General features: G+C 67.3%; 13 protein-coding genes and 4 tRNA genes. 1 reads left to right on the top strand and 16 read right to left on the bottom strand.

Translation table 11 applies throughout. From position 1 onward, the window contains the following. Positions 1–31 precede the first annotated feature (31 nt). The 14 genes from grxD to GTZ93_RS17345 all read right to left on the bottom strand — a co-directional run bounded on the left by grxD (position 32) and on the right by GTZ93_RS17345 (position 14,161). The gene (grxD, locus tag GTZ93_RS17410; RefSeq protein WP_120580734.1) at positions 32–349 is read right to left on the bottom strand and encodes a Grx4 family monothiol glutaredoxin; all 318 of its coding nucleotides are present in this window, start codon (positions 347–349) and stop codon (positions 32–34) included. Between the two features lie 17 nt (positions 350–366). Beyond that, entirely contained in the window at positions 367–624 is a 258-nt protein-coding gene (locus tag GTZ93_RS17405) for a BolA family protein (RefSeq protein ID WP_139921897.1), read from the bottom strand. Continuing rightward, a complete protein-coding gene (locus GTZ93_RS17400) occupies positions 624–1,169 on the bottom strand; it encodes a YqgE/AlgH family protein (protein WP_120580740.1) in 546 nt (181 codons plus the stop codon). The genes GTZ93_RS17405 and GTZ93_RS17400 overlap by 1 nt, the downstream gene beginning before the upstream one ends. Positions 1,170–1,229: 60 nt before the next feature. Further along, positions 1,230–1,679 carry a response regulator gene (locus GTZ93_RS17395; RefSeq protein ID WP_014394875.1) on the bottom strand — a complete coding sequence of 150 codons (450 nt, stop codon included), beginning with the start codon at positions 1,677–1,679 and terminating at the stop codon, positions 1,230–1,232. Positions 1,680–1,744: 65 nt separating this feature from the next. Further along, positions 1,745–2,557 (bottom strand): ABC transporter permease subunit, encoded by an 813-nt coding sequence (locus GTZ93_RS17390; RefSeq protein WP_139921895.1) that lies wholly within the window; start codon positions 2,555–2,557, stop codon positions 1,745–1,747. Beyond that, on the bottom strand, positions 2,554–3,438 hold the full coding sequence (locus GTZ93_RS17385; protein ID WP_139921893.1) for an ABC transporter permease subunit: 885 nt from the start codon (positions 3,436–3,438) through the stop codon (positions 2,554–2,556). Before GTZ93_RS17385 ends, GTZ93_RS17390 begins: the two co-directional genes overlap by 4 nt. Positions 3,439–3,441: 3 nt before the next feature. Further along, positions 3,442–5,103: a peptide ABC transporter substrate-binding protein gene (locus GTZ93_RS17380; protein WP_139921901.1), complete on the bottom strand. Its 1,662-nt coding sequence runs from the start codon at positions 5,101–5,103 to the stop codon at positions 3,442–3,444. Between the two features lie 175 nt (positions 5,104–5,278). Then, on the bottom strand, positions 5,279–7,738 hold the full coding sequence (lon, locus tag GTZ93_RS17375) for an endopeptidase La (RefSeq protein ID WP_139921891.1): 2,460 nt from the start codon (positions 7,736–7,738) through the stop codon (positions 5,279–5,281). 194 nt (positions 7,739–7,932) lie between these two features. Next, on the bottom strand, positions 7,933–10,119 hold the full coding sequence (locus GTZ93_RS17370) for a prolyl oligopeptidase family serine peptidase (protein ID WP_257979434.1): 2,187 nt from the start codon (positions 10,117–10,119) through the stop codon (positions 7,933–7,935). A gap of 190 nt (positions 10,120–10,309) precedes the next feature. Continuing rightward, the gene (gene clpX / locus GTZ93_RS17365; protein WP_120595429.1) at positions 10,310–11,593 is read right to left on the bottom strand and encodes an ATP-dependent Clp protease ATP-binding subunit ClpX; all 1,284 of its coding nucleotides are present in this window, start codon (positions 11,591–11,593) and stop codon (positions 10,310–10,312) included. Between the two features lie 232 nt (positions 11,594–11,825). Next, a complete protein-coding gene (gene clpP, locus GTZ93_RS17360; protein ID WP_120557687.1) occupies positions 11,826–12,446 on the bottom strand; it encodes an ATP-dependent Clp endopeptidase proteolytic subunit ClpP in 621 nt (206 codons plus the stop codon). A gap of 47 nt (positions 12,447–12,493) precedes the next feature. Next, positions 12,494–13,771: a trigger factor gene (tig, locus tag GTZ93_RS17355; protein WP_139923619.1), complete on the bottom strand. Its 1,278-nt coding sequence runs from the start codon at positions 13,769–13,771 to the stop codon at positions 12,494–12,496. 103 nt (positions 13,772–13,874) lie between these two features. Beyond that, positions 13,875–13,956 (bottom strand) — tRNA-Leu (locus GTZ93_RS17350). A gap of 132 nt (positions 13,957–14,088) precedes the next feature. Further along, positions 14,089–14,161: transfer RNA gene (locus tag GTZ93_RS17345), tRNA-Lys, on the bottom strand. A gap of 333 nt (positions 14,162–14,494) precedes the next feature. Between GTZ93_RS17345 and bet the strand changes: the two genes are divergently transcribed. Continuing rightward, the gene (gene bet / locus GTZ93_RS17340) at positions 14,495–15,586 is read left to right on the top strand and encodes a phage recombination protein Bet (protein ID WP_161662881.1); all 1,092 of its coding nucleotides are present in this window, start codon (positions 14,495–14,497) and stop codon (positions 15,584–15,586) included. Positions 15,587–15,793: 207 nt separating this feature from the next. Here bet and GTZ93_RS17335 read toward each other — a convergent pair. Together GTZ93_RS17335 and GTZ93_RS17330 are read right to left on the bottom strand one after the other, a co-directional pair. Beyond that, positions 15,794–15,867: transfer RNA gene (locus GTZ93_RS17335), tRNA-Arg, on the bottom strand. A 15-nt stretch (positions 15,868–15,882) separates the two neighbouring features. Further along, a tRNA-His gene (locus tag GTZ93_RS17330) sits at positions 15,883–15,956 on the bottom strand. Positions 15,957–16,014: the final 58 nt, after the last annotated feature.

Genomic DNA, 16,014 nt, shown 5'->3' with positions numbered 1-16,014 from the left:
CTTCCCCCCGGCCCCGCTCCCGCTCAAACGCCTACTTGCCGCCGGCGGCGACCAGGTCCTGCAGCTCGCCGCGCTCGGCCAGCTCCGTCAGGATGTCCGACCCACCCACGAACTTCCCGTGGATGTAGACCTGCGGAATGGTGGGCCAGCTGGAGTAGTCCTTGATGCCCTGGCGCACGGCAGGGTCCGCCAGCACGTCCACCGTGTGCACCGGGCCCAGCGGCTGGAGCAGTTGGAGGGCGCGCGCGGAGAAGCCGCACTGGGGGAACAGGGCATTGCCCTTCATGAAGAGGACGATGGGGTGCGACTTCACCGTCTCGTCGAACTGGGCCTTGAGGGTCGGATCCATGAATCGTTGCTCCTTCTTCAGCGGGGCCCGAGCTTCTTCCACTGCTCGGGCGAATAGGTCTTGAGCGCCAGCGCGTGCAGCTCGCCTGACTTGAGCCACTGCTGTAGCGGCGCGTACACCAGCTGGTGCTGCTCCACCATCGTCTTGCCAGTAAAGGCGGGGGAGACGACGCGAGCTTCGAAGTGGTCTCCCGTCCCCGTGGTGTCGTTGAACTCCACCTCCGAGCCCGGCAGGGCGTCCAGGAGGTAACGGCGAAGCGTCTCGGCGTCGAGCATCAGTTCATCCCCTTTCCCATCACCAGCATGGCCGGGTCCACGCCCAGTCCGCGCAGGGTGGCATCCCACAACTTCGCCGGGTCCTGTCCCAGCACCGCGTCCGCGGTGGCGTCGGCGTACAGCCACGAGCCCGCGGCGATTTCATTCTCCAGCTGCTTGGGGCCCCAGCCCGCGTACCCCAGGCAGAAGCGCACGCGCGGATCCGTCCGTTGAAGCAGGGGCCCCAGCGCGTCCAGCGTGACGCTCAGGTAGAGGCCCGGCAGGACGGAGTGCTTCTCCGCGACGGTGTCGTCGTCATGCAGGACGAAGCCCCGCTGGGGCTCCACCGGGCCGCCCACGAACACCGGCTGCGACACGCGGTCCGTCGAGATGTCCATCGACTGACCGCGCGCCAGCTCACCCAGCGTCAGGGGCGCTCCCCGGTTCACGATGAGCCCCATGGAGCCCGTCTCTCCATGTTCGATCATCAGGATGACCGACCGGTAGAAGTTCGGGTCTCCAAGCTGGGGCATGGCCAGCAGGAAGCCGGAGGCGAGGTTCTTCACGCCAGGGAGCATCGGCCGTCCGGCGGGGGTGTGCAACCGGAACCCGCTCCCCTGCTGCTCTCAGTGCCAGCTCTGGTGCTTGGACTTCAGCGCCTTGGCCAGCTTCTCCGGATCCAACGGCTTGCCGATGAAGAGGTCCGCGCCCAGGCCCTTGCACTTGCGAGCGGTGGCCGCGTCGCTCATGGCGCTCACGCCGATGAGCACGGCCTGAGGGAACTTCTCGCGCAGCTTGGACATGAGCGTGGTGCCGCTGCGGCCGGGCAGGAACACGTCCACGATGGCGGCGTCCATGCGCTTGTTGCGCACGGCGAACTCGGCCTCCTCCGCGCTGCCCACGGGCATGGCGTCGTAGCCCCAGGTGCTCACCAGCTCCACCAGGAGCTCGCGGTGCGCGGCGTCGTCCTCCACAACCAGCACCGAACCCCGGACGGTCTCCTTGCGCAGACCGTCGTCACGCGGACGCTCATCACGGGCAGGCGAGAGGGGGATTTCTTCCGTGGGGAGGGACATGGTGTTCACCTGAGGGCAAAGGGTTTCCGTCCGTGTGAAACCTTTGCCTCAATGTGCGGCATTCCTCACACTTCGCGACGGCTACCTCCCCCCAACGCCTGGGAAGCGAGCGAGGCGCCAAGCACCAGCAGGACGAGCAGTCCCCAGGCGGGAATCACCACGCGGCCGCCGCCCTCGTAGATGAGCGCGGCGTAGGAAGTGCCCAGGTAGCGGCCCAGGGACATGGGCTCCATGCGAGCGATGCCGAAGAAGCTCACCGTGGACTCGGTGAGGATGGCGCTCGGCAGGCGGCTCAAGAACACGGCCAGCACGAAGGGGCGCAACAGCGGCCACAGGTGCACGCGAAGCACATGCACGCCACCACCGCCCAGGGCCCGAGCGGCGGCCACGTACTCCTGGCCCTCCAGCGTGGCCAGGCGGTCGCGGAACATGCGCGCGGGGCCGGCCCAGCCCACCAGGGCCAGGGACGTCACCATCAAGCCAAAGGGGCCCAGGCCCCCGCCCATGCCCGCGTCCATGAGGGACTGGCCGGCGAGTTGGAGCACCATCACCACGAGGACATCTGGAAGGGCGAACACGGCGTCCACCGCACGCAGGAGCACCTGCTCCGTCACACCGCCGGACAGCCGCGCGAGCGCCGCGACGGCCAGCCCCAGCACGGTGGACAGAGCGCCGGCCGCGAGCCCGATGGCCAGGGATACCCACAGGCCACCGAAGGCCAGCTCGCACACGCTGCGGTCCGGGCGGTTCAGGTCCCAGCCAAGCGGACAGGTGTTCGCGAGTGCTTCGGGGAACAGGCGTCCGGCCACGAGGCTCAAGGCGCCCAGGCCCACGAGGAGGACCAGCCCCACCCAGGCGCGCAAGGGGATGCGGCTCAAGCGCGGGCCTCCCGGGCACGTGGATCCACGAGCATGCGCAAGAGCTCCACGGTGAGGCTCACGACGACGAGCACGGTGGCGAAGGTGGTGGTGGACACGACGACGACGGCGACCTGCTTGTTGAGGACGGCGAGCACGTAGAGCTGGCCGAAGTACGGCAGGCCGAAGACGCGCTCCGCGGCGAACGAGCCCGCGAGCAGCGCGGTGGCGACGGGTGTCACGGCGTCCAGGAGCGCGGGCCACACATTGGGGAGGACATGACGGCGCAGCACGGTGCCGGGGTCCAGCCCCTTGCTGAGCGCGGTGCGCACGTAGTCACGGGACAGCTCGGTCTCCAGGGCATCACCGACGAGCGTGCCCAGAAAGGTCCCCGGCCAGATGGCGATGACGACCGCGGCGCAGAGCTCCGGCAACAGGTGTCCGCGCTCCACCACGGCGGGGGCCAGGAGCAGCGCGGGGATGAAGACGGGAGTTCCGAACGCGATGGCGGGGAGCACGTCCCCGAGCACGGCGAAGCGTCCCCGCCGCCAACGGGTACGAAGGAGCGCGAAGCCCACCGCCCAGGCAAGCGCGAGAGGAAGCGCGACCAGGCCCACGCCCACGCTGCCAGAGAGTTTCTGGAGCAGCTCATCGCCGGTGATGCCCTGAGCGCTGGTGCCCAGACGCTCCCCGGAGAAGAGCTTCTCCCAAGGCCGCAGGAACCCAAGCGGCTCACCGATGCCCAGGTCGCGCTGATACGAAGCCGCCAGCTCCGGAGACACCTGACGCTTGTTGTCGCTCTCCGTGGTGAGCGGCAGCGCGGCCATGAGGAAGTACGAGGCCACCGCCACCACCGGCACGAGCACGAGCTGGCGCACGAGGCGCGTCGCGATGAGGCGCATGCGCTACGGCCCCTGCCCTTCCGCGCGGGCCGAGGGCGTTTCATCCGGCCCCAGCCGCAGTGCACGCAGCGCGAGGAAGTTGAACGGATCCACGTCCAGGCCGTGCAGCCGCGCACGCGCCCGGAAATAACGGTCCGGGTGGTACAGCGGCGCGATGACGGCCTCCTCCCCCACCAGCACCTCCTGGGCCTTCGCGTACAGCTCGCGCGCGTGCACGGGGTCGGGGTCGCCGTCCGCCTCCTCCAGCAGCTGCTCGAAGCGGCGCATCGGCTCGCCGCCGCCCTGCGTCTCCCATCCCGTCTGGTGGTTGCCCTGCCGTTCGAACAGCGTGAAGAACGTGTTCGGGTGCGCGTAGTCCGCGCCCAGCCGCCGCAGGAAAAGGTCATACGCGCGCGGTCCCTGCGGCGTCCTGCGAGCCACCTCCGCGGAGAAGTCCGACCGCGAATCCACCACCACCTGCACGCCCACCTTCGCGAACTGCGCCGCGATGCGCTCCGCCAGCGCCTCCTCCGGCACGAACGAATCCCCTGCCTTCACCACCAGCCGCAGCGGACGGTCCAACCCCTTCGCCCCCGCCAGCTCCGCCTTCGCCCGCTCCGGCTCGTAGCGCGGCAGCCGAGCCGCCTGCTCCGGCGTCGCCGCATCCGGCAGCTCCGGAGGCAGCAACACGTTCGTCGCGCGAGCGGCCGGCAGCAGCCCCGCGAGCAGCGCCTCCCGGTCCAACGCCCGCGCCAGCGCCCGGCGCACCTCCGGCCGGTCCAACGGCGGACGCTCCGTGTTGAAGCCCAGGAAGTACGTGGACAACAGCGGCTCCCGCTTCAGGTCCGCCGCCTTCATCCCGCGCAGCGCCGCCGCGCTGTCCACGAAGACGAAGTCCACCCGGCCCCGCTCATACAGCGCAGGACCGATCTCCGACTTCATCAGCGTCAGCACCGGCGCCGGCGTCTCCCCAGGCCCCATCGGCGGGATGAACGCACTGCGCGGGTTGTAGACCAGCCGCACGCGCTCTCCCGCGCGGTCCCACCGCTCGACTCGATAAGGCCCCACCGCCAGCGGTCGCCCATCCCGAGGCCGGTCGAAGTAGTCGCGCACCGCCTCGTCCGACTTGCCCTCCAGGTCGGCCGAAGGCGCGGGAAAGAACAGGTACACGTTCGCGAGCCGCGCCAGGAAGTAGCTCCGAGGCCGCTCCAGCGTCACCCGCAGCGTCCGCGCATCCACCGCCTCCACCCCGACCCGAGACAGCGCCGCCTTCACCTCCGCCTCCGGAGCCCCGTGCTCCTGCAGCGCGAGCACCTCCCCCGAGCCCTGGAGGTCCGCCATCTCGCCGCGCTCGCGGCCCAGCAGCGCCCGGTGCCACCCGAAGACGAAGTCGCGCGCCGTGACGGGCGAACCGTCCGACCACGTCACGTCCTCGCGCAGGTGGAACGTGTAGACCTCATGCCCGGCCGCATCCGCTTCACGCTCCCACCGCTCCGCCAGGCCCGGCTGGACCGAGTGGTCCGCCCCCAACGTGGTGAGCCCCTTCTGCGTGGCCAGCATCACCGGGTAGTTCACCCAGCTCTGCGGATCCGAATGGCTCCAGTCGAGCGTGGTGGGCATCGCCGGCACCACCACCTTCACGCCCGGCTCGGGCTGGAAGCCGCACGGCCCGCAGGCCGCGGCCATCACCAGCACCAGGGAGTAGGACAGGATTCGCGCGCGGGGAGCCACTCCCCGCGTTGTACCCGACCTGCTCGTAAAAAAGAGAGAAGCCAGGAGACCGGCGACTCCTGGTCGGCCGGCATCCTGGCTTCGTCACCACCCATCCCAGGCCCCCTCAAGGGGCCCGGGACTCAAGACCTCAGGAGGCCGGCGCGGAAGGCGTGGACACCGCATCCGGTACGGCCAGCCCCATCTTCAGGTTGTCCCCGGCGCCCTTGCGGCCGAACTCTTCCGGCTTCTCCAGGAGCAGCGCCTCACGCAGCACGTCGTCCACGAACTCCACCGGGACGATGCGCAGCGCCTTGCGGATCTTCAGCGGGATGTCCTTCAGGTCCTTCTTGTTCGCCTTCGGAATCAGGACCGTCTTGATGCCTGCGCGGTGCGCCGCCAGCGTCTTCTCCTTCAGACCGCCGATGGGCAGCACGCGGCCACGCAGCGTGATTTCACCCGTCATCGCCACGTCCCTGCGGACCGGCACGCGCGTGAGCGCGCTCACCAGCGCCGTGGCCATGGTGACACCCGCGGACGGACCGTCCTTGGGAATCGCGCCCTCCGGCAGGTGGACGTGGATGTCGTAGTTCTCGAACACCTTGCGGTCGATGCCGAAGCGCTCCGCGCGGCTGCGCACGTAGGACATGGCCGCCTGGGCGGACTCCTGCATCACCTCACCCAGCTTGCCGGTGATGATGAGCTTGCCCTTGCCCGGCATGGACGTGGCTTCCGTGGTGAGGATCTCACCGCCCAGCTCCGTCCACGCGAGGCCCGTGACGATGCCCACCTGGTCCTCGCGCTCCGCCACTCCGTAGCGGAAGCGGGGCGTGCCCAGGAACTTCATCGCCTGCTTGCGGTCCACCTCGATGAGGTCCCGCTTGCCGTTCTTCAGCACGTCGCGGGCAATCTTCCGGAACACGCCGCCAATCTCACGCTCCAGCGAACGCACACCCGACTCGCGCGTGTACCGGTGCACGATGGTCTTCAGCGCGTCGTTGGTGATGTCGATCTTCAGGTCCGCGAGGCCGTTGGCCTCCTGCTCCTTCGGAATCAGGTAGCGCCGCGCGATGGAGAGCTTCTCCGGCTCGGTGTACCCCGCGATGCGGATGACCTCCATGCGGTCCTGCAGCGGACCGGGGATGTTGTGCATCGTGTTCGCGGTGCAGATGAACATCACCTTGGACAGGTCGTAGTCGAGGTCCAGGTAGTGGTCGTTGAAGTTGTGGTTCTGCTCCGGGTCCAGCACCTCCAGCAGCGCCGCGCTCGGGTCGCCACGGAAGTCCGTGGACATCTTGTCGATCTCGTCCAGGAGGAACACGGGGTTGTTGCTGCCCGCCTTCTTCAGGGACTGGATGAGCTTGCCCGGCATCGCGCCGATGTACGTGCGGCGGTGGCCGCGGATCTCCGCCTCGTCACGCACGCCGCCCAGCGACAGGCGCACGAACTTGCGGCCCGTGGCCCGCGCGATGCTGCGCGCGAGCGACGTCTTGCCCACGCCCGGAGGACCCACGAAGCACAGCACGGGGCCCTTCAGCTTCTTCACCAACTGCTGCACGGCCAGGTACTCGAGGATGCGCTCCTTCGGCTTCTTCAAGCCGTAGTGGTCCTCGTTGAGCACCCGCTCCGCTTCGGTGACGTCCAGCCGGTCCTGGGTCTCGTCGTACCAGGGCAGGCTGATGATCCAGTCGATGTAGTTGCGGACGACCGTGGCCTCGGCGCTCATCGGGCTCATCATCCGGAGCTTCTTCAGCTCCTTCTTGACCTTGAGCGTGGCCTCCTTGCTCATCCGCTTGTTCTTCAGCTTCTCTTCAATCTCCTGGATCTCGTTCTTGAACTCGTCGCGCTCACCCAGTTCCTTCTGAATGGCCTGCATCTGCTCATTCAGGTAGTACTCCTTCTGGGTCTTCTCCATCTGCTTCTTGACGCGCGTGCGGATCTTCTTCTCCACCTGGAGAATCTCGATCTCGCCCTGCATCAACTCGTAGAGCTTCTCCAGGCGCTTGGCCGGGGACTCCGTCTCGAGCAGCGCCTGCTTGTCGTTCAGCTTCAGCGACAGGTGCGCGACGATGGTGTCCGCCAGGCGCGCAGGGTCGTCAATGCTGGCGACCTGCATCAGCATCTCCGGCGGGATGCGCTTGTTCAGCTTCACGAAGGCTTCGAAGACGGAGTGGACGGAGCGAACCAGCGCCTCCAGCTCCACGCTCTTCTCCAGCGTCTCCTCGACCTCGTCCACCTCGACCATGAAGAAGGCGTCGTTCGGGTGGAACTTCTTCACCTTGGCGCGGCGCACGCCCTCCACCAGGACCTTCATCGTGCCGTCAGGCAGCGGAAGGAGCTGGATGAGGTGGCCGATGGTGCCGAAGTGGAAGATGTCGTCGGGCGAGGGGTCGTTCGTCTTGGCCTTCTTCTGGGCGGCCAGCAGGATGACCGCCTTGTCATCCGGCCCCTTGTGGGCCATCGCGTCCTTCAGCGCCGCGATGGACTTCTCCCGGCCGACGAACAGCGGAACGACCATGTGGGGGAACACGATGATGTCCCGAAGGGGCAAGAGCGGGATGGTGAGGCCCCGCTTCTGGGCTTCCTTCTTGTCGTCACGTCCGAAGAACATGTATCCGCCACCCGCTGGCCAGCCGTACAGGCAGGCCCTTCAAGAGTTGCCCACATGGCGCCCAAGCGCTCATGCAGGGTGAAACGCTGCTCTATAACACGCCGGTCGCAGGACCCGTTCCCCGCTCAAGATTGGGGGTCCGCACCCTGCCTTCAAGGGAACACCGAGAGGCAGGAGTGTGTCCTGCCCCGATTCTAGCGACTCTCGGCCGCCACCCCGGCATCCGACCGGGCGACGTCCAGGACCTGGAAGAGGAAGGCATACATGTCCACGCTGGACTCGATGGCCTTGGCCACCTGGTCCGCCCCACCATGGCCTGCGTTCGCCTCGATGCGTAGCAACGTGGGCGCCGGATTGCCCTTCGCGTTCTGCACCGCCGCCACGAACTTGCGCGCGTGCATGGGGTCCACCCGGTCGTCGTGGTCCGAGCTCATCATCAGCAGGGGCGGGTAGCTCACGTCCTGGCGCACATGGTGGTAGGGCGAATAGGCGTACAGGGTCTTGAACTGCCCGGCGTCGTCCGCCGACCCGTACTCCGGCACCCAGGTCCGCCCGCTGCCGAACAGGTGGAAGCGCACCATGTCCAGGAGCGGCACCCCGCACACCACCGCGCCGTACAGCTCAGGGCGCTGCGTCATGGCCGCGCCCACCAGCAGGCCGCCGTTGCTGCCGCCGTAGATGGCCAGCTTCTTCGCCTGCGTGTACTTCTCCTTCGCCAGGTACTCGGCCGCGCCCGCGAAGTCGTCGAACACGTTCTGCTTGTGCGCGCCCTTGCCCGCCTCGTGCCACGCGGTGCCGTACTCACCGCCGCCGCGCAGGTTGGCCACCGCGTAGATGCCGCCCGCGTCCAGCCACGGGAGGATGCTCGCGCGGAAGCCCGGCTGCATGCTGACCAGGAAGCCGCCGTACCCGTACAGCAGCGTGGGCGCGGTGCCGTCCTTCTTCAGGCCCTTCTTGTAGACGAGGAACATGGGCACCTTCGTGCCGTCCTTCGACGGGTAGAAGACCTGCTCCGTGGTGTACGCGTCCGGGTCCATGGGCACTTCCACCTTCGCCCACAGGTCCACCTTCCCGCTCTTCACGGACGTCCGGTACACCTGACGGGGTGTGGTGAAGGAGCTGTAGGCGAAGTAGGCGTCGTCCTGGTCCTCCAGGCCCAGCAGGTTGCTGGCGGCGCCCACGCCCGGCAGCTGCACGGTGCGCACCGGCTTGCCCTCCAGCGTGGTGATGCGCAGCTCCGTCGTCACGTCCTTGAGGTACTCCAGCGCCAGGTGGCCGCCCACCAGCGACACGCTCTCCAGCGTGGCCTTGGGGTCCTCCGGCACCAGCTCCTTCCAGTTCGCGCGCTCGGACTTCTTCGGGTCCACGGCGAAGACGCGCTGGCGCGGGGCGCCCTCGTCGGTGACGACGTAGAAGCGGTCCTTCCAGGCGATGACGGTGTACTTGGCGCCCTTGCCCTTCACGAGCAGCCGCCAGTCCTTGTCCGCCGGGTGCTTCCAGTAGACGTCGTTCTCGCTCCAGCCGCGCAGGATGGACGCGAAGAGGTACTTGCCGTCACGCGACAGGTCGCCCTGGAGGAACGTCGTCGGGTCACCGGTGCGCTCGTGCACCACCACGTCGTTCTTCGGGTCCTGGCCCAGCTTGTGGAACTTGAGCGTGGTGTAGCCCGGGCGCGCGTCCACCGGGATGGAGGAGTCCGTGGGCAGCCACTCGTAGTAGAAGCCCTTGCCATCCGGCGTCCAGTTGGTGTTGGCGTACTTCGCGCCCTCAATCACGTCCACCTTGGACCACTCACCGGTGTCCACGTCGATGACGTGCAGGGTGGCCTCGTCCGCGGCGTTGGGGCGCACCGGGAAGGCCACGCGCTTGCCATCCCACGACGGCACCCAGCGGCCCAGGGACACCGGGGCGTCCTTGCTCATGACGTTCGGGTCCAGCAGCACCTTCTCCTGTCCGGACTCGCCGTCCTTCCAGTAGACGATGGCCTTCTCCTTGTCCTTGTGGGTCCGCATGTAGAAGTAGCGGTTGCCCCGGCGGAAGGGCGCCGTCACCGAGTCCACGTAGAACAGCTCCGTGAAGCGCTTCGTCAGCGCGTCGCGGCCCGGCATCTTCGCCAGCGCGTCACGGGTGAAGCCGTCCTGCGACTTCATCCAGGCCTGCACCTCCGGGGCCTTCTCGTCCTCCAGCCAGCGGTACGGATCCGCCACCTGCTCGCCGTGCAGCGTGTCCACCACCGCGTCGGAACGGGTCGCCGGGTAGGCCATGCGGGACGGGCCCTCCTGGGCCGGAGCGCTCTGCGTCGCTGGGGACGCGGCGGGGGCTTCATCACGCGTGGCTTCCTTCGAGGAAGTACAGGCCACGAGCGACAACAGGGCAGGCATGAGGAGCTTTCTCATGGGGGACAGCAGATACAAGAAGCCCCCCGCCCCGGCCGCAAAAAAGCGTGGCCCGCCCCCACGCCCGGAAGCCCGCTTGGGAAAGACGAAGGGCGCGTCCCGGTCCAATGACCGTGACGCGCCCCGTCATCCCCATCAGGCCCTTGCGTGCCCCTAGAGGATGCTCCGCCTCAACTCAGGCGGATTCCTTCTTCGGCTCTGGCGTCTCCTTGTTGTCCTGCGAGTGCAGGACGACGGGCTCGCTCTTCTTGAGGATGACCTCCTCGGAGATGAGCACCTCGCGGGCCGTCTTGCGGGACGGGATTTCGTACATCACGTCCAGCATGGCCGTCTCCAGGATGGAGCGCAGGCCGCGAGCGCCCGCCTTGCGGCGGATGGCCTCCGACGCGATGGCCTTCAAGGCCCCGTCGGTGAACTTCAGCGACACGCCGTCCAGCTCGAAGAGCTTGCGGTACTGCTTGGTGAGCGCGTTCTTGGGCTCGCCCAGGATGTTCACGAGCGCGCCTTCGTCCAGCTCCTCCAGCGCGGTGATGATGGGCAGACGGCCGATGAACTCCGGAATCATGCCGAACTTGAGCAGGTCCTCCGGCTCCACTTGCTTGAGCAGCTCACTCAGGTTGCGCTGCTTGCGCGACTGGATCTCCGCGCCAAAGCCCAGGCTGCGCCCACCCATGCGCCGCTCAATCACCTGCTCCAGGCCGCCGAACGCGCCGCCGCAGATGAAGAGGATGTTGGTGGTGTCCACCTGCAGGAACTCCTGCTGCGGGTGCTTGCGGCCACCCTTGGGCGGGACGTTGGCCACCGTGCCTTCGATGATCTTCAGCAGCGCCTGCTGCACGCCCTCGCCGCTCACGTCGCGGGTGATGGAGGGGTTCTCCGACTTGCGGGCAATCTTGTCGATTTCGTCGATGTAGACGATGCCCCGCTGCGCGCGCTCGATGTCGTGGTCCGCGGCCTGGAGCAGGTTGACGATGATGTTCTCCACGTCCTCACCGACGTAGCCGGCCTCCGTGAGGCACGTGGCGTCCGCGATGGTGAAGGGGACGTTGAGGATGCGCGCCAGCGTCTGCGCGAGCAGCGTCTTGCCGGAGCCCGTGGGGCCGAGCAGCAGGATGTTGCTCTTCTGCAGCTCCACATCGTCCATGGCGACCTTGGACTCGATGCGCTTGTAGTGGTTGTGCACCGCCACGGAGAGCGTCTTCTTCGCGCGCTCCTGGCCCACCACGTACTCGTCCAGCACGGCCTTGATTTCAGAGGGCCGGGGGATGCGCAGCTTGGTGTCCTTGGTCTCCTCGCGGTCAATCTCCTCCGCGATGATGTCGTTGCACAGCCCGATGCACTCGTCGCAGATGTAGACCGTAGGGCCCGCGATGAGCTTCTTCACCTCCTTCTGCGACTTGCCGCAGAAGGAGCAGCAGAGGGTCTGGTTGTCTCGCTTCTCCACGTTCTTACCCGCCATGAAATCCCTCGCTGCGCCTGAAAGGCCCCAACCCGCTTCGCGTCCGGTCCCCTGCCCACACCAATCTAGTCAGCCCCCATCCGGAACGTCCACGCACCTTCCGGGTACTTAACAAGGGGAAAATACCGGTGATGGGGGAAAACAGAAGGCCGGAGGCGCGGGAGAAGATTCCCAGCACCCCCGGCCGCCGACCGGGTGTTTGACACCCCGGTCCGTTCGGATGTCGGTGTGTCTACTTCTTCTCTTCCGGCTTCACGCCCACGACCTTCCGGGGGTCCTGGATGGCGTCGAGGATGCCGTACGCCTTCGCCTCCGTGGCGCCCATGAAGTAGTCGCGGTCCGTGTCCTTCTCCACGCGCTCGATCGTCTGGCCGGTGTGCTTGACGATGAGCTCGTTGAGCTTGGCCTTCATGCGAAGGATTTCACGGGCCTGGATTTCGATGTCCGTCGCCTGGCCGCGCGCGCCGCCCAGCGGCTGGTGGATCATGATGCGGCTGGAGGGCAGCGAGTAGCGCTTGCCCTTCGCGCCGGCGAGCAGCAGCACGGCACCCATGGAGGCCGCCTGCCCCACGCAGATGGTGGAGACGGGCGCCTTGACGTACTGCATCGTGTCGTAGATGGCCAAACCGGCCGTCACCGAGCCACCGGGCGAGTTGATGTAGAGGTTGATGTCCTTGTCCGGGTCTTCGGACTCCAGGAACAGGAGCTGGGCGACGATGGCGTTGGCCACGTCATCGTCGATCTCCGTTCCCAGCATGACGATGCGGTCCTTCAGGAGCCGGCTGTAGATGTCGTACGAGCGCTCACCCCGGTGGGTCTGCTCGATGACGTAGGGGACGGGCATGAAGGGCATGTCGGATGGACCTCTAGAAGGAACTCAGAAGGCTTGAGGAAAAGACCTCAAGAATACTTCGCCCGGCCCTTGAGGAATTCAATCGTCTTTTCCTCGCGGAGTCGCAGAGACAACCCAAGGCGCTCGTCCGGGCCCTTGAAGTACTTCTTCACCTGGGCGACCGGCTGGTTGGCCTCGATGGCCAGGTCCTCGATGCGCTTCTCCACGTCCTCGTCGGACGCCTGGATGTTCTGCTGCTGGGCAATGGCCTCGAAGAGCAGCGTGCCCTTCACCTCCAGGGTGGCCTTCTCCCGCATCTCGTCACGCAGGCGGTTGAAGTCCAGGCCCAGCTGGCGCGGGTCGATGCCCTGGCGCTGCATCTGGCGGAAGGCGCCCTCCATCATGGAGTCGATGGCGCGCTCCACCATGGCGCGGGGCACGTCGAACGGGTTCTTCTCCAGCAGCGCCTTGATGAGCCCGTCGCGCTCGTCCACGGTGGACTGGTTCTTCCTGGCCTTCTCCAGGTCCGAGCGCACCTTGGCGCGCAGCTCATCCACCGTCTGCGCGACGCCCGTCTGCTTGGCGAAGTCGTCGTTGAGCTCCGGCACCACCGCCTTCTTCAGCTCCTTGACGGTGATGTGGAAGACGGCCGTCTTCCCGCGGACCTCTTCGGCCTGGTAGTCCTGGGAGAAGGTGTACTCGACGTCCTTGGACTCGCCGACCTTCACGCCCGCCAGCTGCGGGATGTTGCCCTGGATGAGGTCGCCGTCCTGCACGCGCACGCCAATGCCGTCCGCCTTGCTGCCGGGGAACTCCTTGCCGTCCACCTTCGCCTCGAAGTCGATGGTGACCTGGTCGTCCTGGGCCGCGGTGTCGCGGTCCGTGACGGGCTCGATGCGGCCCAGGTTCTGGCGCATGTTCTCGATCTGCTGGTTCACCGCGTCGTCAGCGACGGCGGTGTCCACCTTCGTGAGGGACAGGCCTTCGAAGTCCTTGGCCTCCACCTTCGGCTTCACCTCGACGCGCGCCTCGAAGCTGAAGGGGGCGTTGGGCTTGAGGCCGGAGTTGGTGACCTGGGGAGAGGCGACGGCCTCCACCTTGTGCTCGCGCACGGCGTCCAGGTAGGCCTTCTGCACGACGCGCTGGATGACGTCGTCCTCCACCTGCTCACGGTACTTCTGCTCGAGGATGCGGCGGGGGACCTTGCCCTGACGGAAGCCGGGCATCTTCACCTGGCCGCTGAGCGCGGCGTACGCGCGGTTGAGCTCCTCAACGACGCGGGCGGAGTCGACCTCGATGGAGAGCTTCTTCTCGATGGGAGAGAGCTCTTCGACCTGGACCTTCATGCGGGCCTCGCTCGCCGCCTCCACGGGCTATACGTCCCGGGGCGGCAACCGGAAAGTGGGACGTGCGGCTTTAGGGGATAGGCACGAACGGGTCAACGCGAAATGGGCGAGGAGGGACTCGAACCCTCACACCTTGCGGTACCAGATCCTAAGTCTGGCGCGTCTACCAGTTTCGCCACCCGCCCGACGCGTCGCGCGACCGCCGTCCTACTCCGAAACGTCCGTGGACGACAGGGGCTTTCCCGAGCGGACCTCCCCGTCAGGGAGTGCCGGAAAAGACACAGGGCCCCTTCCGTTTCCAGAAGGGGCCCTGCGAGTGAGAGCGGAGGGAATCGAACCCACAACCTATGGATTAAGAGTCCATTGCTCTGCCAATTGAGCTACGCTCCCGGCTTTGCTTTCGGCCGCGTTGGCTTCGCGACGTCCGAGGTGGCGCGGTGAATACCGGTCGCCGCCCGCTCTGTCAAAACGTTTTTGCACCCTCCTCACATTCTCCGCGGTGGAACCGGATGCCCGGCGTGCGGCCGGCCGTCCCTGCGCCCGGGAAGCGATGCGAAGGGCCTGCCCGGCTCGCATGTTGATCCACGCCTCGGTTCGCGCTGCAGGCCTGTAGCAGGGGGACCGTCCAGGCCCCTGCTCCACGGGTCGTGCGCCGTGTGCCCGGGCAACCATGTGGGCGGGCGAGGGTCGTCCGCTTTTTCGAGCGGTGCTGGAGACACAGTGATGGATGCGAATGTGAAGGCGGAAGGAACGACGTCGCCGCAGGGCGCGGCCTGGAACCGGGAGCGGGTGGACCTGGTGAAGCGGACCATCTGCCCCCGGGGAATCAGCGAGGACGAGTTCGCCCTCTTCATCGAGCAGTGCAAGCGCAGCGGGTTGGATCCGCTCCTCAAGGAAGCGTTCTGCGTGGCGCGCCGGCAGAACGTGGGCAACCGGGAGCGGCCCAACTGGGTGACGAAGTACGAGTTCCAGCCCTCGGAGGCGGGGATGCTCGCCCGGGCGGAGCGCTTTCCGGACTTCAAGGGCATCCAGGCGAGCGCGGTGTTCGCCGAGGACGAAATCGTCGTGGACCAGGGCAAGGGCGAAGTGGTGCACCGCTTCAACCCGGCCAAGCGCAAGGGCGCCCTGGTGGGTGCCTGGTCGCGAGTGGTGCGCGAGGGGAAGCTGCCCGTCGTCGTGTGGCTCGACTTCTCCGGCTACGTCCAGCAGACGCCGCTGTGGGCCAAGATTCCCACGACGATGATCGAGAAGTGCGCGCGAGTGGCGGCGCTGCGCAAGGCGTACCCGGAGGCCTTCGGCGGACTGTACGTGCGCGAGGAGATGCCGGCCGAGGAGTACGACGCGCACGACGAGCCCGCGCCCGCCTCCGGTTCCTATGAGGTGCTGGGCTCGAAGCCGGGCCCGGTGAAGGCGTCCTTCCCCACCCTGGCTCCGGCCCCCGCCCCCGCGGAAGCCGCCAAGGCGGTGGAGACGGCGCGGACTCCGGAGAAGGAGGAGGCGCGGCTGGACGTGGACGTGCCGCTGGCGCCGGCCACGACGGTGGCGGCGGTGCCCGTGTCCCAGACGCCCGAGCGTTCGAAGGCGAGCGCGGTGGTGGTGGCGTTCGGCCCCCACAAGGGAAAGACGACGTCCGAGCTGTCCGACGACGAGCTGAGCGAGACCATCGACCTGGCGCACGAGAAGCTGATGGAGCAGCCCCGGGCCCGTTGGGCGAAGGCCATGCGCGAGAACCTCACCGCGCTGGAGGCGGAGACGGAGCTGCGCTGCCAGGCGCCGTCCTCCAAGGACCGCGCCGGGACGAACCCGGAGGCCTGAGGCCGCGTCATTCGCTGAGTTGAAGAACGCCCGCGTTCCCGAAGAGGGGACGCGGGCGTCGTTGCTCAGAAAGACCAGACGCCGATGATAGGGATTGTCTCCCCGTCAATGACTCCAGTGCCGCGGATGACTGTGTTTGGACTGTGGGGAACCGAAGCGCGGAGCCGGGAGGCGGCGTCTGACGCGGCTTCAAGAGGGTTGAGACAGTGCGCCCAGAGGGACTTGAACCCCCAACCCTCGGCTTCGAAGGCCGATGCTCTATCCAGTTGAGCTATAGGCGCGGGGAAGCAAAGAAGGGCGAATGACCGGGATCGAACCGGCAACCTCCGGAGTCACAGTCCGGCGCTCTAACCAGTTGAGCTACATTCGCCGTCACTTCGCACGTCTCACGGCGTTGCTGCGGCGGTCTCCTACCGTGGAAACCGGGG

This window comes from Corallococcus exiguus (assembly GCF_009909105.1).
Lineage (GTDB): Bacteria > Myxococcota > Myxococcia > Myxococcales > Myxococcaceae > Corallococcus > Corallococcus exiguus.
This window is presented reverse-complemented; position numbering and strand designations above follow the sequence as displayed.

Excerpts from the sequence above, each read along its gene's own strand:
- grxD (WP_120580734.1), bottom strand. The coding sequence starts at position 349 with ATGGATCCGACCCTCAAGGCCCAGTTCGACGAGACGGTGAAGTCGCAC.
- GTZ93_RS17405 (WP_139921897.1), bottom strand. The coding sequence starts at position 624 with ATGCTCGACGCCGAGACGCTTCGCCGTTACCTCCTGGACGCCCTGCCG.
- GTZ93_RS17395 (WP_014394875.1), bottom strand. The coding sequence starts at position 1,679 with ATGTCCCTCCCCACGGAAGAAATCCCCCTCTCGCCTGCCCGTGATGAG.
- GTZ93_RS17385 (WP_139921893.1), bottom strand. The coding sequence starts at position 3,438 with ATGCGCCTCATCGCGACGCGCCTCGTGCGCCAGCTCGTGCTCGTGCCG.
- GTZ93_RS17380 (WP_139921901.1), bottom strand. The coding sequence starts at position 5,103 with ATGGCCGCGGCCTGCGGGCCGTGCGGCTTCCAGCCCGAGCCGGGCGTG.
- lon (WP_139921891.1), bottom strand. The coding sequence starts at position 7,738 with ATGTTCTTCGGACGTGACGACAAGAAGGAAGCCCAGAAGCGGGGCCTC.
- GTZ93_RS17370 (WP_257979434.1), bottom strand. The coding sequence starts at position 10,119 with ATGCCTGCCCTGTTGTCGCTCGTGGCCTGTACTTCCTCGAAGGAAGCC.
- clpX (WP_120595429.1), bottom strand. The coding sequence starts at position 11,593 with ATGGCGGGTAAGAACGTGGAGAAGCGAGACAACCAGACCCTCTGCTGC.
- clpP (WP_120557687.1), bottom strand. The coding sequence starts at position 12,446 with ATGCCCTTCATGCCCGTCCCCTACGTCATCGAGCAGACCCACCGGGGT.
- tig (WP_139923619.1), bottom strand. The coding sequence starts at position 13,771 with ATGAAGGTCCAGGTCGAAGAGCTCTCTCCCATCGAGAAGAAGCTCTCC.
- bet (WP_161662881.1), top strand. The coding sequence starts at position 14,495 with ATGGATGCGAATGTGAAGGCGGAAGGAACGACGTCGCCGCAGGGCGCG.